A 20147-nucleotide genomic window follows, 5' to 3' on the forward strand; every position below is an offset into this window, starting at 1 on the left:
CGGTTAGGGTATTTGTCAAGATGGGCGGGTTGCTTTCAGACCATATCCGAACGACATGCCCACGTTGTATGGGCTAAACCTGCGGGGCGCTAAAGTCGCGCTTTGCCGTATGACGGCTGCTTGACAGGCTTGCATCCATCCGTTATGGATTTTCCATCAGCTGTGAATACATATGCGTTGGAGGAGGAAAAAATGGCTGTTACACAGGAATCCCCTGCGCAAAAGCCGCGCCTGTCGGAAATCGTGTCGCTTTCCGGCGCCACCGGACCGCTGATCGGCCTGGTGTTGCTGTGCATCTTTCTGACGGTGGCGACCGATTCCTTTCTGTCCTTCCGCAATTTCCTGAACATTCTCGACCAGATCACCGTGCTCGGCATCATGGCCGTGGGCATGACCTTCGTCATCCTGATCGGCGGCATCGACCTGTCCGTCGGCTCGGTGCTGGCGCTCGCCATGATGGTGCTCGGCTATCTCAACGTCGAGGCCGGGATGCCGATGATGGTTGCGATCGCCGGCGCGCTCGCCGCCGCGGCAATCTGCGGCATCGTCTCGGGGCTGATGATCACCGAATTCAAGGTGCCGGCCTTCATTGCAACGCTTGCGATGATGTCGGTTGCGCGCGGGCTTGCCAACATGGTCACCAACGGCTCGCAGATCATCGGATTCGCGCCGTGGTTCAACATGAGCGCGATCATCCGCTATGGCGGTTTCCTGACGATGACCGTCGCTGTCATGCTGGTCGTTTTCGTGGTCGCGACCTTGTTCCTGCGTTACCGCGAGGGCGGACGGATGCTCTATGCGATCGGCGGCAGCCAGGAGGTCGCGCGCCTTGCCGGCATCAATGTCCGCCGCACGACGGTGCTGGTCTATATGAGCTGCGCATCGCTGGCGGGGCTCGCCGGCGTGCTGCTCGCCGCCCGTCTCGACTCCGTCCAGCCAAGCTCCGGCGTCTCCTATGAACTCGACGCCATCGCGGCGGTGGTGATCGGCGGAACCAGCCTTTCGGGCGGATCGGGCGGCGTCGTCGGCACGATCATCGGCGTCCTGATCATCGGCGTTCTGCGCAACGGCCTCAATCTTCTGTCCGTATCCCCGTTTCTTCAGGCCGTCATCATCGGCGCGGTCATCGTGCTCGCGGTCGCGGCCGAGACCTTCAAGCACAGGGGAAACTGAGCATTCGGCCGGGTCTGCGGCCAAACACCGAGCCCGCGCAACCGGGCTTCAACCGGGCCTGAAACATCTGGGCCCGAAACACCAGGAGGAGAAATATCATGAAAGCCTATCAGAAAGTCATGGCGGTTGCGCTTGCATCCGTCGCTCTGGCCGGTCCGTCGCTGGCCGACGAGGTAAAGAAGATCGGACTTGCGGTCCCGAACCTGCAGGCGGACTTCTTCAACCAGATCAAGCTCGGCGTTGAAGGCTATGGCGCCGAAAAGGGCATCGAGGTGATCGTGGTCGACGCCAAGAACGACACGGCAACCCAGGTCAGCCAGGTGCAGGACCTCATGACCCAAGGCATCGATGCGTTCATCTACATTCCCGCCGGCGCGGCCGCCGCAGCCGTGCCGACCCGTCTCGCCCGCGCCGAGGGCATTCCGGTCATCAATGTCGATCGCACGCCCGAAGGCGCGCCGGGCGATACCTTCATCGCCGGCGAAAGCATCGAATCCGCCTATCAGGTCTGCGCGCACATCATCGGCCTTGCCGGCGGCGAGGGCAAGATGGCGATGATCCACGGCCAGAAGGGCACGACGCCCGAGGTCGACCGCACCAAGGGCTGCATGCGCGCGATCGAGGAAAACCCGGGCGTTGAACTGGTCACCGAACAGTGGAGCCAGATGTGGTCGCCGGATGAGGGCTTCTCGATTGCCCAGAACATGCTGCAGGCCCACCCCGATATCAAACTCATCTTCGGCCAGGCCGATGGTCTCGCCATGGGCGCTGCCAAGGCGGTCGATGTTGCCGGCCTCGACGATCAGGTGATCATCGGCGGTTACGACGGCGATGTCGCGGCGCTGGAATATCTGGCAAAATGCGACGGTCCGTTTGTGGTGACCGCGACCCAGAGCACCCAGTTGATGGGCCGGCTTGCCGTCGATTCCGCGATCAAGGTCGCGGCCGGCGAGAGCGTTCCGGAACGCCAGACCCCGAATGCGGTGCTGACGACCTGCGAAACCGCTCCGGAATATGTCAAGAAGCATCCGTAACCCTTGCGGCTGACGCGACTTCGAGAAAGGGCGGCGCCATGACCGAAACCGGCAAGTCTCCAATCCTGTCCCTGAGGGGCATCCGAAAGTCCTACGGGCCTGTCGAGGTGCTGCACGGGATCGATCTGGATATCCATGCCGGCGAGGTGGTGGCGCTGCTCGGCGAGAACGGGGCCGGCAAGTCCACCGTTTCGAATGTCGTTTCCGGAACGGTGATGCCGACCTCCGGGACGATGACCTGGCAGGGCGCGCCCTACGCGCCCGCCAACCCGCGCGAGGCGATCGACGCCGGCGTCGGCATGATCCATCAGGAACTGCTGCTGCTGCCGCATCTGACGATTGCCGAGAACATCTTCGTCGGTCGCTATCCGATGAGGAACGGCCGGCTCGACCGCGCCGAGATGAACCGGCGCGCCCATCATGGCCTGGAGCGGCTCGGCCTCGACATATCGCCGCGCCGCAAGGTCGAAAACCTGTCGACGGCAAGCCAGCAGCTTATCGAGATCGCCAAGGCCCTGACGCTGAACGCGAAGTTGCTCATTCTCGACGAGCCGACCGCGGCGCTCGGGGGCGAGGAGACGCGGCTGTTGTTCAAGCAGATCGAGCGGCTGAAGGCCGAGGGCGTCGGGATCATCTACATTTCCCACCGGCTTGAGGAAATCAGGAAGATCGCCGACCGGATCGTGGTGATGCGCGACGGCGACAAGGTCCAGGAATTCGACACCGCCGATCTTCCCGTGCGCACCATTGTCGAGGCGATGGTCGGGCGCAGCATGGAGCAGATGTTTCCGCCGCTGCATACGCCGGGCACGGAGACCGTGCTGGAGGTCAGCAGGCTTTGCGCGCCGAGCGGGCGGTTTACCGATGTCAGCTTTTCCGTGCGCCGGGGCGAGATTTTCGGAATAGCGGGGCTCGTGGGCGCTGGCCGCACCGAACTGGTGCGCGCGATTGCCGGCGCCGATCCGATCGCGTCCGGAACGATCACGCTCAACGGCGAGGACATCACGCCGGCCTCGCCGGCGCAAGCGATTGCCAACGGCATCGTTCTCGTGCCCGAGGACCGCAAGCTGCAGGGCGTGATCCTCGATCATACCATCGCCGAGAACATCGCCTATTCGAATTTCGAGACGGTCAGCCGCGGCGGCTGGCTCAGCAAGGGCCGGGTCCGCGCGTTTGCCGATGACAATATCGCGAAGTTCGGGGTCAAGGGCAAAGGCCACCAGAAGGCCGGCGAGATGTCCGGCGGCAACCAGCAGAAAGTGGTGATCGCCAAATGGCTCGCCCGCAATCCGCGCGTGGTGCTGCTGGACGAGCCAACCCGGGGCATCGATGTCGGGGCGCGGTCCTCGATCTATGAAATCATTCACGGCCTGGCCGAAAACGGCGTCGCCGTGATCGTGGTCAGCTCCGATCTCGAGGAGGTGCTCGGCGTTTCCAACCGCATCCTCGTCATGGCGGCCGGCCGGCAGACAGGCATACTGGACCACAGCGAGGCAAATGACGTCTCGGTGATGGAACTGGCCACCGCCTGACACATAGAAGGAGATCACCATGAACAGGTTCAAGAACAAGACCGTCGTCGTCACCGGCGGCAACAAGGGGATCGGGCTTGCGATCGCCACCCGCTTTGCCGCCGAGGGCGCCAATATCGTCATCGCCTCCGTCGAGGCCGAAGTTGAGGCGGCAGCGAAGGCGCTGGCGAAAGAAACCGGGGCAAAGGCGGTCGGCGTCATCTGCGACGTGACCGATCCCGAGGCGGTGATCGCCCTTTACGATCGTGCGGAACAGGAGTTCGGCGGCGTGGATGTCTCCGTGCAGAATGCCGGGATCATCACCATCGCCAGGGTCGAGGACCTGACGGTCGCCGAATGGGACGCGACCATGGCGGTCAATACCAAGGGGGCGTTCCTGTGCTGCCAGCAGGCAATCCGCCACATGCGTGCATCGGGAAAGGGCGGGCGGCTGATCAATATCGCCTCCGGCCAGGCGCGCGACGGGTTCATCTACACCCCGCATTACGCCGCCTCGAAATTCGGCGTCATGGGCATGACCCAGAGCCTCGCCAAGGAGGTTGCGCCCGACAACATCACCGTCAACGCCATCTGCCCCGGCATCATCAGGACCGATATGTGGGACTATAACGACCGCGTCTGGGGCAGGATGCTCGGCGATTTCAAGCCCGGCGAACTGATGGCGAGCTGGGTCGAGAACATCCCCATGAAGCGGGCGGGCGAGGGCAAGGATGTCGCCGGCCTGATCGCCTTCCTCGCAAGCAACGATGCCGATTACATCACCGGCCAGACCATCAATGTCGATGGCGGGCTGATCATGTCGTGACAAAGGTCCGGCAGGGATGATGACCGCATAGCAGAAAGGCACGGACAATGAACGAGAACGCCGAAATCAGACTGAACGCGCCGGCCCTGTTCGATCTCACGGGCCGGGTCGCGCTCGTCACCGGGGCGGGCAGCGGCATCGGCCAGCGCATCGCCATGGGGCTTGCCCAGTGTGGCGCCGACGTCGCGCTCGTCGACCGGCGCACCGATGACGGCGTTGCAAACACCGCCGCTTTCATCGCCCGGACGGGACGTCGGTCATTGCAGATCGCGGCCGATGTGACTTCGGCCTCAGCGCTTGAAGACGCCGTTGCGAAAACCGAATCCGAACTCGGGCCGCTGCGTCTGGCGCTGAACGCGGCCGGCATCGCCAATGCCAGTCCATGCGAGGACATGCCCGAGGATCAGTACCAGACGCTGATGGATATCAACATGAAGGGCGTCTGGCTTTCCTGCCGGGCCGAGGCGCGCGCGATGCTGGCCCATGGCAAGGGCGGTTCGATCGTCAATATCGCCTCGATGTCCGGCGTCATCGTCAATCGTGGCCTCTCGCAGGCGCATTACAACGCCTCCAAGGCTGGCGTGATCCACATGTCGAAATCGATGGCGATGGAATGGGTGGATCGCGGCATCCGCGTCAACTCGATCAGCCCCGGCTATACCGCGACCCCGATGAATACCCGGCCCGAAATGGTGCACCAGACCAAGGAATTCGAGCGCCAGACGCCGATGCAGCGTATGGCGAGCGTGGACGAAATGGTCGGCCCGGCCGTGTTCCTTCTGTCCGATGCCGCCTCCTATTGCACCGGCGTCGACCTTCTCGTCGACGGCGGGTTCTGCTGCTGGTAGGGGGCGGCCACAGGCTCGGTGATCCTGCCGCAATAATTGTCGACATAGGCCGGTCGGCCGCCCGAGAGAATGAGGCCATAGCCGCCAGACAATGAAGGCTCAGCCCTGCTGTTCCCGAAACTGGCGGGAAACCTCGTCCGGTTCCATCATGCGAAACAGGTCCGCGACCGTTGCGTTGATTTCGGGTGCTGAGGCCCGCACGGCGCCGCCCTGGAGCAGCAGGTCGGGAAGGGCCGGCCGTTCGACGACGGCCCCGGCTTCCTCGGCGATCAGAATGCCGGCCATGACATCCCAGCAATTGAGGTGGGCCTCGTGGAAAAGCTCCGCCTTGCCCTCGGCCACCCGCAGCAGCCCGAGCGCCGCGGCGCCGATGCGGCGGTGGTCGAAGCCGTGCTCGTGAAGCCGCGAAAGAAGGTCGAGATAGGGCGCGATCGGGGTGCGGCGGGAGTGGCCGGTGATTGCCAGCGCCGTTTTCGGGTTGTCGTTTTTCGAGGCGGAAAGCGGTTTGTCGCCCTGGAACGCGCCATGGTTCCGGCGGGCGTGAAACACGGTTTTCGTGGTGGCGTCGAAAATCGCGCCGAGCGCGATGTCGCCATCGGCCACCAGCGCGATCGACACGCCCCAGTCGGGCAGAAGGCGCATGTAGTTATTGGTGCCGTCGATCGGATCGATCACCCATATCGGGCCACCGCCGCCTGCCTTGCCACCCGCCTTGCCGGTCTCCTCGCCCAGGAAGCCGTCCTCGGGAAAGGCATCGGCGATCGCCGCGCGGATCAGGGCTTCGCATTCCCGGTCGGCATTGGTGACGAAATCCTGAAGTCCCTTGTTGGATACCGAAAGCGCGGTGCCGCTTCGCTGAAGCTGAAGGGCGCGCTCGCCGGTGCTTTGGGCCAGCGCCCGCGCAAACGCATAGCGCTCGTCAAGATCATCTTCGGAAAAACTGGTCATCCGGCGGACACCCGCTCGACCAGCCGCACGGGCGTCGTCTCCAGCCGCGCCGGTACGTCTGGATCGGCAATCCGGCTCTCGAGGAAATCGATCGCCGCATCGGCCTGAAGATCGCAGGCCTGCGCAAAGGTGGTCAGTTGATAGGCATCCCAGCCTGCCTGCGGAATATCGTCATGGCCGATGATGCGGACGCCGAGCCCGTCGCGGCGTCGCCCGAGGCGCGCCAGCGCGTCTATGACGCCGCAGGCCATGTAGTCATTGACGCAGAACAGCGCTTCGGCGGCGCTGTCGGCCAATGCCATGCCATGCTCGAAGCCCGACTTGTAATCGTTGACCGGCACGTCGATCACCTGAAGTTCAGCGCCAAGTTCTTCCGCCCGCGCGATGAAGGCCCGTCTTCGGCTGCGGCCGGTGAACGACAGATGCGGCGACGCCATCACGGCGAGCCGCCGGCAGCCGGCATCGAAGAAATAATCGGCCGCCGCCCGGCCCGCGACATCGTCGTCATTGACCACGCGGTCGACCATCGGAATGTGCTCGCCCTTGTTGATCAGAACGATCGGGATGCCGTTGCCGGCGCATTCCTCGCAAAGCTCCGTCGGCGGGGCGTCGGACGTGATGATGACGCCGGAGACCGAATATTGCAGCAATTGCTGAATGAAGGTGGAGACGTCTTCCGAACGCGAGGTCGGCAGCAGGATCGGCCTCAGATCGCGCGCCAGAAGGCCGCGCGTCAGATGGTCGATCTGCATGGTGCGGAACGGGTTGTCGAGGCCGGCGGCGACGACGCCGACGAGATCGGAGCGCTTGTTGATCAGGCTGCGGGCCAGATAGTTGACGCGATAGCCAAGCGCGTTGGCGGATTTGATGACCTTTTGCCGGGTCTCTTCGGAGACCGAGGCATTGGGCGTGAAGGTGCGCGACACGGCGGCGCGCGAAACGCCGGCGTGCCGGGCGACATCATGGGATGTAACGGCTCGTTTCGGAAATACTGGATCAGTCATGTGATGTCGCTGGATACCCCGCCGGCCTGCATCATCTCCGGCCGGTTGGTGCAGATTCCCAGAACCGGAAGGTCGATCATGTCTTTCAGGATATCCGCCCGCTCCTCGTGCCAGAGAACAATCTGCCGTTGCGACCGGAAGATACTGTCGCGGAGTTCGACTGTCACCTTGTCCTGCGGTCGCGGCCCGTCTTTTTCCCAGCACAGATGGACGAGGTCCGCTCCGGCCTCTTCCGCCAGCGCCATCGGGTCTTTGCCCATGCCGACGAGAACGGCAAGCGGAAAGTCGCAGCCGGCATCCCGCAATTCGCGCACCTGGGCCGTGTCGAACGAGCCGAGCGCGGCAAAGCGCTGGTTATGATCCTTGAGCTCCTGCCAGCATTTCAGCCCGGTGCCCGGCGCCTTGAGCTCGATATAGAGCCCGGTCCCGAGTTCACGCGCCAAGGCCGCCACCGCCGCGAAGGTCGGAACCGCCACGCCGTCAAGACCGGCGAGTTGATCCGCCGTCATCTCCGAGATATGCGCGTCGACGCCGAACACCCGTTCGAGGTGATCGTCATGGGAGACGACCACGACGCCGTCACGCGTCAGTTGCGTGTCGAGTTCCCACATATGGGCGCCAAGCGCGCTTGCCATACGAAAGGCCGCGAGCGTGTTTTCGACCGCGTGGTCGCTTGCCCCGCGATGGGCGATGCAGAGCGGCGTCTGACCGGCCGGCCATGCATAACGCTGGATAAAGTCGGAAAGTCCGGGCGCGGCGCTCATAGTCGGGTTCCGTCTGCCTGAAACACCAGCAGGTCCTCCGGCCTGACGCCCCATTCGATCTCGTCACCCACCGAAATGTCGTGGCGGACGGGTTGGATGGATCTGAGCACCGCGCCCGATGGCAGGGCGACATCGTAGAGGTTTTCGCGGCCCTGGGTCTCGACGAAGCTGACGCGCCCGCTGACCGGGCTGCCGCCATTGGTGCCGAAGATTTCGGGGCGGATGCCGATGATGATCGGTTCGCCGTCCGCCGGCTTTTTGGCGTTGGAGGGCAGCGGCAGGGTTATGTCATCGTCGTTGAGGCGGATTGCCTCGCCGCTGGAGCGCCCGTTGACAAAGGCGATCGGCGGATTGCCGAGGAAGCCCGCGACGAACTGGGTTCGCGGGTTGCGGTACATGTCCGTCGGCGTGTCGATCTGGATGATCCGGCCCTCGTTCATGATCGCGATCCGGTCGCACATCGACATCGCTTCCACCTGGTCATGGGTGACGAGGATGGCGGTGATGCCGGTCTCCATCTGGATGCGGCGGATTTCCGAGCGCATTTCGAGCCTGAGCTTGGCATCGAGATTGGCGAGCGGCTCGTCGAACAGGAGAACGCCGGGCTTGCGCACCAGCGCCCGCGCCAGCGCCACGCGCTGCTGCTGGCCGCCGGAAAGCTGGCCGGGACGCCGGTCGAGATAGCGATCGATATGCACGAGTTCCGCGATCTGGCGGACCTCACGATCGATCTCCTGTCGGCTTGCATGGCGCACTTCCAGCGGGAAGGCGATGTTCTCATAGGCGTTCATATGCGGGTAGAGCGCGTAATTCTGGAACACGACACCGACATTGCGCTTCTGGCTGGGAACATTGGAGACATCCTTGTCGCCGAACAGGATCCCCCCGCCATTGATGCGGTGAATACCCGAAATGGCGAGCAGCGTCGTCGACTTGCCGCAGCCGGACGGCCCGAGCAGGGCCAGCATCTCGCCATCGTGAACCTCGAGGTTCATCTTGTCGATGACGGTGGTGTGGTCGAAGGTCTTGGTGAAATTCTCGAGCTTGATACGCATCAGCCTTTGGTGCCTCCGCTGAAGATGTTCATCAGCCGGTTCTGGAAGATGATGAAGATGATGATTACCGGCAGGGTGTAATAGAGCCCCACCGCCTTGAAGAGATTGAAGTCGTAGGAGATCGAATCCTTCTGCGATACCCGCTCCAGATAGACCGAGAGCACGCGATAATCCGCGGTCGGGGCCAGAATGCGCGGCAGCACATATTCGCCCCAGGCATCGAGGAAGGCAAAGACGATGAGCGCGACCAGCCCGGGCTTGACCTGCGGCAGGATCAGCCTGCGCCACACGGTAAAGCGCGACGCGCCGTCCTGGACGCCCGCCATTTCGATCTCCCAGGGCACGGTGTCGTAGAAACCCTTCATGATCCAGATGCCGAAGGGCAGCATCAGCGCCGACTTGACCAGCACCACGCCGATCAGGGTGTCGTAGAGGCCGACGAACTGCAGCACCAGAAACACCCCGATGATCAGCGTCACCGACGGGAAGGCATGCATCACCATGATCCCGGCCAGAAAGAAATGCCTGAACGGCATGTTGAGGCGCGACACCGCATAGCCGCCCATCGACGACAGCGAGACAACGATGGCTCCGATCGAGCAGGCGAAGATCAGCGTGTTGAGGGTCGCCGACCAGACATTGCCGGCAATGGCCGGATCGATCAGAAACTGCCAGTGTTCGAGCGTGAACTCGTTGGGTATCAGCGAGTCCGGCGGCGAATTGGTGAAGCTGTCGACGAACACGAAGACATACATGATCATAAGCGGAAGGCTGAGAAGCGCCAGCACCAGGATGAGCGGCCAGGCCGCGAAATTGCGTGACATGACGTTCCCTCCTAGAATTCGATCTTGGGCTTTTCCAGCATTTCCCCGAACTTGAAGAGACGCAGGAAAATGATGGAAAGGGTGAGACCGACGACAACCAGCACCAGCGCCATGGCCGCGCCGAGACCGTATTCGAGATTGCCGGTGAAGTTCGACAGCGCGATCCGGAAGGCTTCGAGCGCCCACACATTGGTGGTATTGCCCGGTCCGCCATTGGTGGTCAGCCAGATTTCCTGGTAGGACGACAGCAGCGACAGCGACTGATAGCAGATCACGAACAGGATCGGCCATTTCAACTGCGGAAGGATGATCTTTCTGACCTGCTGCCAGCGGCTCGCGCCATCGACCTCGCTTGCCCAGAGCTGCTGGACCGGGATGGCCCTGAGCGCGCCGCTGAACAGGATCATGCCGAAGGATGCGCCGATGAAGCCGTTGAGCGTGATGATCGTCGCCCATGCCGTCGGCACGGAGCCCTTCATGTAGTTGAACGAGGGAAGGCCGAGATGACCGGCCAGGATCGGCAGAAACCCGTCATCCCAGGTGAACCATCGCCACATCACCGCGTAGAGAACGACCGGGGTGATGCGCGGCAGAAGCCATAACACGCTGAAAACCGACCCGCTCGTCTTCGGCATGTAGAAGATCGCGATTGCCAGAAACAGGCCGAGCCCGACATTGAAGATCGAAAGCGTCAGGCCGACATAGAGCGCGGTATTGGCCACCAGCCGCCCGGTTGCGGGGGCGCTGGCGAGCCGCTCGAAATTGTCGGTGGTCCAGACCCAGCCGGTATAGGCGGCGGTGAGAACCGTGTCGCGGTTCTCCGGCGAAAGGTCGGGAGCGACCGCATCGATCGCCGCCACCGCTTGGTCGCGGGTGGCAAAACGGGTGTTGAGGATCGACTGGCTGAAGGGTTCGGCCGCAAGCTTGAGATCGCGTATGCGGCGCGGGCGGTTCGGCAGCGTCTTCAGTTCGCGTTTGAAGCTGCGCGCATCATCGAAGTGCTCGCCCATCAACCGGCCTTCGATATCATCGAGGAAATCCGGGTCGACGCCGGCCTCGGCGGCGCGGGCAAGGGCCGGCCCGTCGACGGTGATGGAGGTGCCGCTCAGGCTCCCGGTAACCGCCTTGTCCATGCCCTGCCATTCGAGATTGCGCAGCGCATTGGGGCTGATCACATAGGCGCCGCCGGTAATGCCCGTGGCGCTCGTCATATTGGTGAAGGAAAAGATCGCCGTCAGCACCACCGGTGCGAAGAAGAAGGCGAGCAGCAACATAAGCGCCGGGGCCAGCATGATCAGCCCGAACGGGCTGACGCGCGTACGGCCCCTGCCGGCGGCGCGGACGGTCTCTTCATCGCCCGAGCGTGCGGACACGCTCGGGCGGAGACCTCTTTCGACGGAGGTTTTGTCGTTCATCATCGGTCCGTTCAGCGAACGATGATCTTGTCGCCGAGGCCGTTTTCGGCCGTCGCCTGGGCCTGATTAACGGCGTCCTCGACCGAGGTCGTGCCGGTCCAGGCCGCTTCCAGTCCCTTGAACATGGCTTCCCAGTAGACGCCGAAATCGGCATTGTTCGGGATCGAGTTGGCATAGGGAAGCAGCATTTCCGTTGCTTCGCTGGCCCAGCGGTCATTGGCGTAGAACGGAATGGCCGCTTCGGCTTCGCCGATGGCCAGATGGCCGGACTGGACCGCATGCAGCGCGTTGATGCGCGGCTCGGAGGCGACGGCGATGAGCTCGGCGGAGATCGCCGCGTCTTCGTCGGTGCCCTGGGTCGAGATCAGGTAGACCAGCGGGTGGGTGATGGTGTTCGGCCTGCCGTTTTCATTGCCGGCCGGGATCAGCGAGAACGAGACGTTGTCGAAGAAGTTCTCAAGGCCGTACTGGTTTTCCCATTGCAGCTTGTGCCAGGTGCCGCCATGCCAGGCGCCGTATTTGCCGGTCGCGACATTGGTGTGGAATGTGTCCCACTCGCCGCCGAGATAGGTCGCGGGCGTCACGCCCATGGCCACGGCATCGACGAAGAACTGGTACATGTCGGTCATGGCCTGCTTGTCGAAGACCAGCTTGCCGGTCTCGGGATCGACCATCTCGCCGCCGAAGGACTGATAGAATTGCCAGTAATCGGTGCCGTTATTGACGCGCGGGCCGAAGCCGTAACCGGGTTCGACGACACCTTCATCCTGCATTTTCTTGGCATCATCGAGCATGTCGTAAAGCGTATATTCGCCGCTTTCGATCTTGCCCGGAAGCGCATCGATATCGGCATCGGTGTAGCCGATCGCCTTCAGGTCCGGCTTGGACATGAAGAACGGGCGGGCTTCGGCGTCCTGCGGAATGCCCCAGATCATGCCGTCATAGCTCGACACCTTGATGAGGTTGTCATAGAGCTGGTTGAGCGGCCAGGCGTCGAAATCGACATAGTCCTCGATCGGGCGCAGAATGCCGGCCTGCGACCACGGGCCGATATCCTCATGGCCGGTGACGATGATGTTCGGGGCGGTGCCCGATTCGGCGGCAAGCGTCACCGCCTGCTTGAAATCGTCCCAGCCCGACCAGACCTGCTTTTCGACGGTGATGTTGAGTTCGTCGCCGCGAATGGCGGCCTCGCGTTCGAGATAGTCGGCCGCCATTTCGATGGCGTCGACGCGGTAGAGCGAGTTTTCGTCCGTTCCTCCCGACCAGACGGTGATGGTATAGTCTTCGGCAAGCGCCGCGCCGGATGTCGCGGCCATGATGGCAATGGTAGCGGTGCCGATAAATGCCCTGATACTCATACGGATCTCTCCAGGTCCCTGAGCATGAAGTCTTCCGAAAATGTCACGGAAGCCCTGCCCGTGTTGTCATATCGCATCGCCATAGGTGAAACCGGGCCTGCCGATTTTGAGCGATGCCGGTGAAGCGAAAACTACCCGCGCACGTCCTCCAAAACCGCGGAAACTAGCCTTCGCCGATCGGACGCAAGATATGACCTAAGTCCTCCTCATGACGCCCACATGACATTTTGTACACGTGTACATGACAATTGTACACGTGTACAAAAAAGAAAGGTTTCCGGCCGGTCTGGCGGCGAGCGCAAGCCCTTGCGCGTAAACAGCCTTGTCTGAAATTCAGCGCAGGCGGCCCATCAGGCCAACTCGGGACCGGCATAACGGACGAACTCGGCAGGGATTTTGTCAGGAACCTGGACGGCGTTTCCGTGAAACGCGGTTCTCTGTTCCAAGCGGACGGCAAACCGTTCCCGCTCTACCCCGACCTATTCCAGCGTCAACCGGAAGCGGGTTCCCGCGCCGCGCGCCAGGCGGCTTCAAGGGCCGGGGCCTCATCGGTGGTTATCTGGTCGGCGCCGAGTTCGAGGAGGCGTCGCACCGTTTCAAGCTCTCCCGCCGCCAGGCCGTGCTCCGGATGGGCGGGATTGAAAGTCCAGGCATCGACCAGCATGCCGGCGTCATGGCAGGCGGCGATCATGTCGAGCCCGCTGTCGGCGGCTTTCAGGACCAGCGGGTAGTGCAGGTAAATGGTGCCGGCGCCGGTCGGTCCGGCAAGCGCCGCATCGAGCACGTCCCTGGCGGCCGAAAACCCGTCTTTCAGCCAGGCCTCGGCGATATCCTCGGAAGGATCGATACCGCGCGCGACCGCGGGGAGGGTCTCGCGCATCGCGGCGATCAGGTCGAGATCGGTCGCCGAGATGATGATATTGCCGGTATTGGCGCCGATGATCTGGCCGAGATGCGCAATGCCGGCTTCTCCGACCTCATCGAGATCCGATTTCATATCGAACTGCAAGAGCGCGTCCGGATGGGCGCTGCGCAGCAGCCGGCCGAGATCTTCGGAGAGGATAAGCGGCTCGCCGCCCGGGGCGTAGCGTATGCTGGCCAGATCATCGCGGGTCAGCGCGGAGACCAGGCCCCGGGCATCGGTCTCGCTTTCGAGCGTGTCATCATGAACGACGGCGAAACCGCCATCGGCGCGCACCCTGAGATCGAGCTCCATCGAGGCTCCGATCTCGAAGCCCTCCGTCATCACGGCGAGCGAAAAGGTGGGATCGGCGACCCGCTTGCGCAATTGGTGCCATTTCAGCCGCGTCTTGCGGCCATTCAGCTCAAGGTGAAGTCCCTGCATATCCGACATGGTATAGTTTCGCTTTCATCCGCTCCGACATGCCGCCGACGCGGCCCGCCACCTCTATCCGGCATTCTTGAAGGCTGGATGAAAGCCGGGAAGCTTCGATCCGCTGGCCAAGCAGTGCCACGGCCTTTCGATATCACAGCTTGGGCTCGTGAAAAGCCCTCTTTCCGTGCCGCTGATTGCTGCCCGCGAACCTCAGATCGGGCACATGTCCTGCAGCAGGCTCTGCGTCGCCTCGATATCCTTGACCATCAGCGCGGAGGCCGTCTCTGCATCGCCGCGCCGGAAGGCCTCGATCATTTCGTAGTGATAGGTTGAATAGGGGTGGATGGTGCCCGCATTGAGCTGCTGGATCACCAGGTCGGAGAGCATGCGCATATAGGGGCCGAAGCGCAGCCAGAGCGTCTCGATCATCTGCGGCAGGACTTCGGAGCCGGAAAGCTCGTAGATCGCGAAGTGGAACTCCTGGTTCTTGCGCAGCATCTCGTGGACATGGCCCTCCCGGCCGAGCGCCTCGTGATCGCGGGCAAGCGCGAGGCAGCGGTCGATGTCGGCCTTGCTCATGCGCGGCGTCGCCAGCCTGGTCGCCAGCCCCTCGAGCGCCGTGCGCGCGCAGCACAGATCGTCGAGCCGCTGACGCGAGACGGCGGGCACACGGGCCGAGCCGCTGCGGCTGATCTCGAGACCCTTTTCGGCGGCAAGCCGGCGCAGCGCCTCGCGCACCGGCATATGGCTGGTGCCGAATTCGGCGGCGAGCGAGGAGATCGTGGTCACCTGTTCGGGCTCGAACTGGCCCCACATCAATGCGTGGCGCAATTGCTCGTAGACCCCGTCCTGCACGGTCATCCTCGACGAAATCCTGGAAAGCCCGTTGTTGATCATTGCGCCTCTCTTCAAGGTGGTGCGAGCCTGTCACCGTCTGTCGGGGCAAGAGGCGGCAAAGTCAAGCGGCGAGCCCGCCGGTCAGCGGGTTTTCGCCCTGCGGAACCGCTGTTCCAGTACGGCGACGAGACGCACCAGCGGCAGCAGAAACACCAGATAGATGATCGCCGCGCCGATCAGCGGCGTCGGATTGGCGTAAAACGCCTGGGCGTCCTGCGCCTCCTTCAGGAGTTCGGGCATCGCGACGGTGGAGGCAAGTGCTGTATCCTTGAACATCGAGACGCAATTGCTGGTGGTCGGCGGGATCACGATCCGGATCGCCTGCGGCAGGATCACCTTCCACAAGGTGACGGGAAAGGAAAGGCCAAGGGCGGCCGCCGCCTCGAACTGGCCGTCCGGCACGCTTTCGATGCCGGAGCGGAACACCTCCGCCGAATAGGCGGCCATCACCATCGAGAACGACAGGATCGCCGAGGTCCAGGCCGAGAAGCGGATGCCGACAAAGGGAAGCGCGTAGTAGACGAGGATCAGCACCACCAGCACCGGCATGGCGCGGAACACGTCGATATAGGCGACGGTCAGAAACCGGATCGGCCTCGGCGCGTAGAGCCGGAACACGCAGATCAGCAGGCCCGCGCTGACGCCGATCAGGATGGCGAGCACGCCGAGGATCAACGTGTTCGTCAGCCCGCGCAGCAGCAACGGAATACTCGCGACGAGCACTTCGGTATTGAAGAAGGTTTCGACCAGGGTCATTGGCGGCAACTTTCGGTGAGCGCGGCATGCGTTCGCCCGCGCCTCGCGGAAACAAAAGCGGTAGCAAGCGGTAGAGGGCGCTGTATTGCGCCCTCTGGGTTTCCGGTCAGGGGATGGCGAAGACCGTGACGGTGGAGGAGCCTGCCGGCGGCGCAGAGCCGAACCACTTTTCGTGGATCCCGGCCATCGTGCCGTCTTCCTTCATCGTGGTGATCGCCTCGTTGATGGCGTCGAGCTGCGGATGGTCCTTTGACATCATCATGCCATACTGCTCGCCGGTCTTGATCCGGCCTGCGACCGCGAAGCCCTTCATCTTGGTGAACAGGTATTCCATGCCCGGAATGTCGGAGACGGCGGCATCGACGCGGCCGGCGCCGAGATCGAGGAACATGTCCTGCTGGGCGTTGTAGCCCTTGACCGCCTTGATGCCGAGGCCGGCTTCGTTGTCGCTGACCCACTTCGCGCCGGTCGAGCCGGAGAGCACGCCGACGATCTTGCCCTTCAGGTCTTCGGTGCCGGAGAGTTCGACGCCCTCCTTGACGGCAATGCCCATGTCGGAATCGTAATAGGGCTGGGTGAAGGACTGCGACTGCAGGCGCTCTTCGGTGATCGTGATCGACGAGATCGCGCCATCGATACGGCCCGACGTGGTGGCCGCGAACAGCGCCTGGAAACCGTAATCGGCGATTTCCGGCTCGAGGCCGGCGCGCCTGGCGGCTTCGGTGGCGATATCGACCTCGAAGCCCTCGAAGGCGCCGCTGGCATTCTTGTATTCGAATGGCGGGTTGCTGGGATAGGCGCCGATCTGGAAGGTTTCGGCGGCGGCGGCGGAAAGACCTCCGGCGGCAAGGCCGATTGCCGTTGCAAGCATGATGGCGTGGCGGCGGGTAAGCATCATTTTTTATTCTCCCTCTGGTGGTGACCGCATGCGGTTGGGTGGCGGCGTATTTTTATGCCGCCGGCATCATGACGCTTCATCTTGCGTGGGCGGCGATGACTTCGCCCAGCACGGCGTCGAAGCGTCCGATTTCTTCAAGCGTATTGTAGTGCAGAAGCGAAACGCGCACGGCGCCGCTGTCCATCGTGAGGCCAAGGCGCGCCATCAGGCGCGGCGCGAACATGTGGCCGTCGCGGATGCCGATGCGCCTCTTGCCCATCTCCACCGAAAGCGTTTTCGGCTTCAGGCCGGGGATGTTGAAGCAGATCGTCGGTACCCGGCGCTCCAGCCTGTCGCTGTCGGAAATGCCGTAGATCACCGCGCCGTGGCGCTTCAGAACGGAAATCATTTCCTTCGCCAGGATCATCTCGTAGTCGCGGATCGCGCCCATCGCAGCGGCAATCGTCTGGCGGCGGCTGTGCTCGCCCGATGGCAGGAACCGCTCGCCGACGCTTTCGAGGTAGCGCACGGCGGCATCCATGCCCGCGACATTCTCGTAGGGGAAGGTGCCGACCTCGATCTTGTAGGGCGGAACGTCAGGGATGAAATCCTCCTTGAAGGTCGGAAGCCTGCAGAGCGCCTCATATCGCCCCCACAGAAACCCCATATGCGGGGAGAAGTTCTTGTAGCCGGAGCAGACCAGATAATCGCAATCCCAGGCCTTGACGTCGATCAGCCCGTGCGGCCCGAAATGGACGCTGTCGAGGAACACCTCTGCGCCCGCGGCATGGGCGATGCGGCCGACGGCGGCGACATCGACGATCGTGCCGATCGCATGGGAGGTGGCCGTGCAGGCCACCAGCCGGGTGCGTTCGTTGACCAGCGGCTTCAGGTCTTCGGGATCGAGCGTTCCGTCGTCCCGCATCCGCCACCAGACGATTTTCGCGCCGTCTTCCTCCAGCGCCAGCCAGGTGGCGATATTGGCGTCGTGGTCCATGTCGGTGACCACGATCTCGTGGCGCTCACCCAGCATTCTGGCGATGCCGAGGCTGACGAGGCGGATGAACGAGGTGGCGTTGAGGCCGAAGGAAATCTCCTCCGGACGATCGGCATTGATGAGCACGGCAACGCTTTCGCGCGCGGCCTCCAGGCCGGCATCGACGCGGGCGCTGTGCTCGTAGCTTGCCATGCGCTGGACGTTGCTGTCGATCAGATGGTTGGTGACCGCGTCCACCACGCTCTGCGGCACCTGCGCGCCGCCGGCGTTTTCGAGGAAGATGAAATCGCCCGCTTTGGCGATCGCCGGAAACAGGCGGCGAATCTCGTCGACCGGAAAGCTGTTGCTGAGCGGGGGGGATTCGGTCTGCATATTCATTGGGTTACCCTGTGTCGTTCCCGGCCGGCGACGCACTGCCGCCTGCCTGCATGTTTTTATTTTGATTATTTGATCACAGGATATTTCAAATTTCAACTATCTCTTTCGAGAGCATGCGCGAGCAAGTCCACGAAAACTGGCCAGCGGATTTCCGTCCGGGCGCGCGAACAACAAAGCCAGAGCCTGTTTGCGCTTCGACGTAATGCGAACAGGCTCCGGCAGGCATAGAGCATTTCACAGTCAGGTGGAATCATCCGACGTCCGTGAAAATGCGTCAAAGCAAATAGACGGAGCGGGTCTGCGTTTGCGTGAAACGCGGTGCCGCTCCAGTCGATTCTCTATCGTTCAGGCCGCTTTCGGCTTGGCGAAAACGTCGAGGCCGCGTCCGGTTTCGAGATATGACTTCATGCTCGACAGCACGATTGGCCAACCCTTGGTCACGCCGGTTTCCATGCCGCTGCCGATCACAAGGTCATCATGGGTCACGGTGAGCTTCACCATTTCCTCATAGGGTTCGATGTCGAAGGTCACCCGGCTATAGGCCTCGGGGTCCTGCGCCTCGGATTCATTTGCCCAGCTTATGACCAGGCGAGACGGCGGGCTGCTTTCGATCACCTCGCCGACGAGCTGGACCTTGCGGGTCTCGCTGGCGCTGACATGCTGCCATCGCGATCCCGGCCGCCAGTCGTCGGACACGTTTTCGTGGCCCCAGTATCGGCGCGTCACGTCAGGCTTGGTAATAGCCTCGAACACTTTTTCCGGCGTCGAGACGATATAGGTCACATAGACGAAGCGGGTCTTTTCCTTGGTCATTCGCTGTCTCCTTCGAGTTCTGTCTTGAGGTCATGCAGCAGGCCGAGTCGCTGGTGCTCGAACTTGCGTATCCACCGCTCGTAGACTTCGTAGAGCGGAACCGGGTTGATGAAATGGAGCCGCTCCCGCCCGCGCCGGACGCTGGTGACGAGATTGGCGCGCTCCAGCAGGCCGAGATGCTGCGTGGCCGACTGGCGGGTCATGTCGAGGTTTTCGCAGAGCTGGCCGAGGGTCTGGCCGTTCCGCTCGCACAGAAGATCGAGCAGTTTGCGGCGTGTCGGATCGGCCAGCGCCTTGAAAACGGTGTCGGTATCCATGGGTCTCACTTTCAACATTCATCATTATGCAGGTATTTGCCTGCATGTAAAGCGCAGTTTTTTACCTGCCTTTTAGCTCGGCTCCACGGAATCCGGTTTCGTCAAATCGGTGCGCAAAAATCCAGAACATTGGACAATGCCGTCCGATCGCCCGACATTCCAGACTGGCATATCCGCGACAGGAAGTCGGAAAACGCGATGGCCGAGGCTCACGTCGGGTTTTGAGACTATTCGGCCGCCCGCGCCTGCTTCAGCCCGGCGGCAACGCCGGCCGAAAGCACCATCGCATCCGAGGCGATGAGATAGAAGCTGATGCCCGCCGCTGACCATTTGCCGATGTCGGCGCCATCGGGCCGGAAAATGCCGACCGTCTTGCCGGCGGCGCGCGCGGCATCAGTGATCCGGCGGATCGCGGCGTCGAGCCTGTCGGCGTTTTCCGGTCCCATGGCATCGATCGAGACCGACAGGTCGCCGGGGCCGATGAAAATCACGTCCACCCCTTCGACAGCCGCGATCTCCCCGATATCGGCGAGCCCCTCGGCGGTTTCGATCTGGATGGCGAGGACGATTGTGTCATTGGCCGATTTCAGGAGTTCAGAAATGCGGTAGCCGTAGCCCGCTGCCCGTCCCGGCCCGACGCCGCGCCGACCCGCTGGCGGGAACCGGGTCGCGGCAACGGCGGCCCGCGCCTCATCGGCGCTCGAGACGCGCGGCACCAGCACGCCGGCCGCCCCCGCATCGAGCGCGCTGGCGATCGCTTCGGGCGCATGACCCGGCACCCGCACCATGGCGGGGACGCGGTGCAGGTCGGCGGCGCGGATCATCTCCTCCACCCGTTCGCGGCCGATCTGGGCATGCTCGCAGTCTATGCAGATGAAATCCGGTCCGGCCGCGGCGGTGATTTCCACCGCCACCGGATGCGGGATCGCCGCGAATGTCCCGACCACGCGGTCGAACGCGATGCATGTCTGGCGAAAGCCGCTCATGATGTCCTCCGGAATGCGAATTGTCGC

20 protein-coding genes are annotated in these 20147 nt (G+C 62.9%); 5 read left to right on the forward strand and 15 right to left on the reverse strand.

Annotated features, from left to right (window positions below):
* The first annotated feature begins 192 nt into the window (after nt 1-192).
* The 5 genes from HQ843_RS08605 to HQ843_RS08625 all read left to right on the forward strand — a co-directional run bounded on the left by HQ843_RS08605 (nt 193) and on the right by HQ843_RS08625 (nt 5392).
* Nucleotides 193-1173, forward strand: coding sequence for an ABC transporter permease (locus tag HQ843_RS08605; protein WP_180898880.1), 981 nt, complete (start codon nt 193-195; stop codon nt 1171-1173).
* Between the two features lie 98 nt (nt 1174-1271).
* Complete coding sequence (locus HQ843_RS08610) at nt 1272-2207, forward strand: substrate-binding domain-containing protein (RefSeq protein ID WP_180898878.1); 936 nt, start codon at nt 1272-1274, stop codon at nt 2205-2207.
* A gap of 38 nt (nt 2208-2245) precedes the next feature.
* The gene (locus HQ843_RS08615; RefSeq protein WP_180898876.1) at nt 2246-3739 is read left to right on the forward strand and encodes a sugar ABC transporter ATP-binding protein; all 1494 of its coding nucleotides are present in this window, start codon (nt 2246-2248) and stop codon (nt 3737-3739) included.
* A gap of 19 nt (nt 3740-3758) precedes the next feature.
* Complete coding sequence (locus tag HQ843_RS08620; protein ID WP_180898874.1) at nt 3759-4544, forward strand: SDR family NAD(P)-dependent oxidoreductase; 786 nt, start codon at nt 3759-3761, stop codon at nt 4542-4544.
* Between the two features lie 47 nt (nt 4545-4591).
* The gene (locus HQ843_RS08625) at nt 4592-5392 is read left to right on the forward strand and encodes an SDR family oxidoreductase (RefSeq protein ID WP_180898872.1); all 801 of its coding nucleotides are present in this window, start codon (nt 4592-4594) and stop codon (nt 5390-5392) included.
* A gap of 99 nt (nt 5393-5491) precedes the next feature.
* On the opposite strand, the gene HQ843_RS08630 is transcribed toward HQ843_RS08625, so the two are convergent.
* The 15 genes from HQ843_RS08630 to HQ843_RS08700 all read right to left on the reverse strand — a co-directional run bounded on the left by HQ843_RS08630 (nt 5492) and on the right by HQ843_RS08700 (nt 20120).
* A complete protein-coding gene (locus HQ843_RS08630) occupies nt 5492-6340 on the reverse strand; it encodes an inositol monophosphatase family protein (RefSeq protein ID WP_180898870.1) in 849 nt (282 codons plus the stop codon).
* Complete coding sequence (locus tag HQ843_RS08635; protein WP_180898868.1) at nt 6337-7344, reverse strand: LacI family DNA-binding transcriptional regulator; 1008 nt, start codon at nt 7342-7344, stop codon at nt 6337-6339. Before HQ843_RS08635 ends, HQ843_RS08630 begins: the two co-directional genes overlap by 4 nt.
* Nucleotides 7341-8108 carry a glycerophosphodiester phosphodiesterase gene (locus HQ843_RS08640; protein WP_180898866.1) on the reverse strand — a complete coding sequence of 256 codons (768 nt, stop codon included), beginning with the start codon at nt 8106-8108 and terminating at the stop codon, nt 7341-7343. The genes HQ843_RS08635 and HQ843_RS08640 overlap by 4 nt, the downstream gene beginning before the upstream one ends.
* Nucleotides 8105-9163 carry an ABC transporter ATP-binding protein gene (locus tag HQ843_RS08645; RefSeq protein WP_180898864.1) on the reverse strand — a complete coding sequence of 353 codons (1059 nt, stop codon included), beginning with the start codon at nt 9161-9163 and terminating at the stop codon, nt 8105-8107. Before HQ843_RS08645 ends, HQ843_RS08640 begins: the two co-directional genes overlap by 4 nt.
* Nucleotides 9163-9987, reverse strand: a complete 825-nt coding sequence (locus HQ843_RS08650; RefSeq protein WP_180898862.1) for a carbohydrate ABC transporter permease — start codon at nt 9985-9987, stop codon at nt 9163-9165. The genes HQ843_RS08645 and HQ843_RS08650 overlap by 1 nt, the downstream gene beginning before the upstream one ends.
* Nucleotides 9988-9998: 11 nt before the next feature.
* Entirely contained in the window at nt 9999-11279 is a 1281-nt protein-coding gene (locus HQ843_RS08655) for a carbohydrate ABC transporter permease (RefSeq protein ID WP_371822190.1), read from the reverse strand.
* A gap of 134 nt (nt 11280-11413) precedes the next feature.
* Nucleotides 11414-12763, reverse strand: coding sequence for an extracellular solute-binding protein (locus tag HQ843_RS08660; protein WP_180898858.1), 1350 nt, complete (start codon nt 12761-12763; stop codon nt 11414-11416).
* A gap of 490 nt (nt 12764-13253) precedes the next feature.
* On the reverse strand, nt 13254-14117 hold the full coding sequence (locus HQ843_RS08665) for a glycerophosphodiester phosphodiesterase (protein WP_180898856.1): 864 nt from the start codon (nt 14115-14117) through the stop codon (nt 13254-13256).
* Between the two features lie 192 nt (nt 14118-14309).
* On the reverse strand, nt 14310-14996 hold the full coding sequence (locus HQ843_RS08670) for a GntR family transcriptional regulator (RefSeq protein WP_180898854.1): 687 nt from the start codon (nt 14994-14996) through the stop codon (nt 14310-14312).
* Nucleotides 14997-15077: 81 nt separating this feature from the next.
* A complete protein-coding gene (locus HQ843_RS08675) occupies nt 15078-15752 on the reverse strand; it encodes an amino acid ABC transporter permease (protein ID WP_180898852.1) in 675 nt (224 codons plus the stop codon).
* Between the two features lie 106 nt (nt 15753-15858).
* On the reverse strand, nt 15859-16650 hold the full coding sequence (locus HQ843_RS08680) for an ABC transporter substrate-binding protein (protein WP_180898850.1): 792 nt from the start codon (nt 16648-16650) through the stop codon (nt 15859-15861).
* Between the two features lie 76 nt (nt 16651-16726).
* Entirely contained in the window at nt 16727-18004 is a 1278-nt protein-coding gene (locus HQ843_RS08685) for a cysteine desulfurase-like protein (protein WP_180903455.1), read from the reverse strand.
* Between the two features lie 345 nt (nt 18005-18349).
* Nucleotides 18350-18817: an SRPBCC family protein gene (locus tag HQ843_RS08690; RefSeq protein ID WP_180898848.1), complete on the reverse strand. Its 468-nt coding sequence runs from the start codon at nt 18815-18817 to the stop codon at nt 18350-18352.
* Complete coding sequence (locus HQ843_RS08695; protein WP_180898846.1) at nt 18814-19134, reverse strand: ArsR/SmtB family transcription factor; 321 nt, start codon at nt 19132-19134, stop codon at nt 18814-18816. Before HQ843_RS08695 ends, HQ843_RS08690 begins: the two co-directional genes overlap by 4 nt.
* 227 nt (nt 19135-19361) lie before the next feature.
* Nucleotides 19362-20120, reverse strand: coding sequence for an HpcH/HpaI aldolase family protein (locus tag HQ843_RS08700; RefSeq protein ID WP_180898845.1), 759 nt, complete (start codon nt 20118-20120; stop codon nt 19362-19364).
* Between the last annotated feature and the right edge of the window lie 27 nt (nt 20121-20147).

The sequence above is a fragment of the Martelella sp. NC20 genome (assembly GCF_013459645.1).
Classification (GTDB): Bacteria; Pseudomonadota; Alphaproteobacteria; order Rhizobiales; family Rhizobiaceae; genus Martelella.

What these genes read in the sequence shown, in the direction of transcription:
- HQ843_RS08640 (WP_180898866.1), bottom strand. Translation starts at nt 8,108, where the DNA reads ATGAGCGCCGCGCCCGGACTTTCCGACTTTATCCAGCGTTATGCATGG.
- HQ843_RS08625 (WP_180898872.1), top strand. Translation starts at nt 4,592, where the DNA reads ATGAACGAGAACGCCGAAATCAGACTGAACGCGCCGGCCCTGTTCGAT.
- HQ843_RS08660 (WP_180898858.1), bottom strand. Translation starts at nt 12,763, where the DNA reads ATGAGTATCAGGGCATTTATCGGCACCGCTACCATTGCCATCATGGCC.
- HQ843_RS08615 (WP_180898876.1), top strand. Translation starts at nt 2,246, where the DNA reads ATGACCGAAACCGGCAAGTCTCCAATCCTGTCCCTGAGGGGCATCCGA.
- HQ843_RS08675 (WP_180898852.1), bottom strand. Translation starts at nt 15,752, where the DNA reads ATGACCCTGGTCGAAACCTTCTTCAATACCGAAGTGCTCGTCGCGAGT.
- HQ843_RS08635 (WP_180898868.1), bottom strand. Translation starts at nt 7,344, where the DNA reads ATGACTGATCCAGTATTTCCGAAACGAGCCGTTACATCCCATGATGTC.
- HQ843_RS08630 (WP_180898870.1), bottom strand. Translation starts at nt 6,340, where the DNA reads ATGACCAGTTTTTCCGAAGATGATCTTGACGAGCGCTATGCGTTTGCG.
- HQ843_RS08690 (WP_180898848.1), bottom strand. Translation starts at nt 18,817, where the DNA reads ATGACCAAGGAAAAGACCCGCTTCGTCTATGTGACCTATATCGTCTCG.
- HQ843_RS08685 (WP_180903455.1), bottom strand. Translation starts at nt 18,004, where the DNA reads ATGAATATGCAGACCGAATCCCCCCCGCTCAGCAACAGCTTTCCGGTC.
- HQ843_RS08680 (WP_180898850.1), bottom strand. Translation starts at nt 16,650, where the DNA reads ATGATGCTTACCCGCCGCCACGCCATCATGCTTGCAACGGCAATCGGC.
- HQ843_RS08670 (WP_180898854.1), bottom strand. Translation starts at nt 14,996, where the DNA reads ATGATCAACAACGGGCTTTCCAGGATTTCGTCGAGGATGACCGTGCAG.
- HQ843_RS08610 (WP_180898878.1), top strand. Translation starts at nt 1,272, where the DNA reads ATGAAAGCCTATCAGAAAGTCATGGCGGTTGCGCTTGCATCCGTCGCT.
- HQ843_RS08620 (WP_180898874.1), top strand. Translation starts at nt 3,759, where the DNA reads ATGAACAGGTTCAAGAACAAGACCGTCGTCGTCACCGGCGGCAACAAG.
- HQ843_RS08655 (WP_371822190.1), bottom strand. Translation starts at nt 11,279, where the DNA reads ATGCTGGCCCCGGCGCTTATGTTGCTGCTCGCCTTCTTCTTCGCACCG.
- HQ843_RS08605 (WP_180898880.1), top strand. Translation starts at nt 193, where the DNA reads ATGGCTGTTACACAGGAATCCCCTGCGCAAAAGCCGCGCCTGTCGGAA.
- HQ843_RS08700 (WP_180898845.1), bottom strand. Translation starts at nt 20,120, where the DNA reads ATGAGCGGCTTTCGCCAGACATGCATCGCGTTCGACCGCGTGGTCGGG.
- HQ843_RS08665 (WP_180898856.1), bottom strand. Translation starts at nt 14,117, where the DNA reads ATGTCGGATATGCAGGGACTTCACCTTGAGCTGAATGGCCGCAAGACG.
- HQ843_RS08645 (WP_180898864.1), bottom strand. Translation starts at nt 9,163, where the DNA reads ATGCGTATCAAGCTCGAGAATTTCACCAAGACCTTCGACCACACCACC.
- HQ843_RS08650 (WP_180898862.1), bottom strand. Translation starts at nt 9,987, where the DNA reads ATGTCACGCAATTTCGCGGCCTGGCCGCTCATCCTGGTGCTGGCGCTT.
- HQ843_RS08695 (WP_180898846.1), bottom strand. Translation starts at nt 19,134, where the DNA reads ATGGATACCGACACCGTTTTCAAGGCGCTGGCCGATCCGACACGCCGC.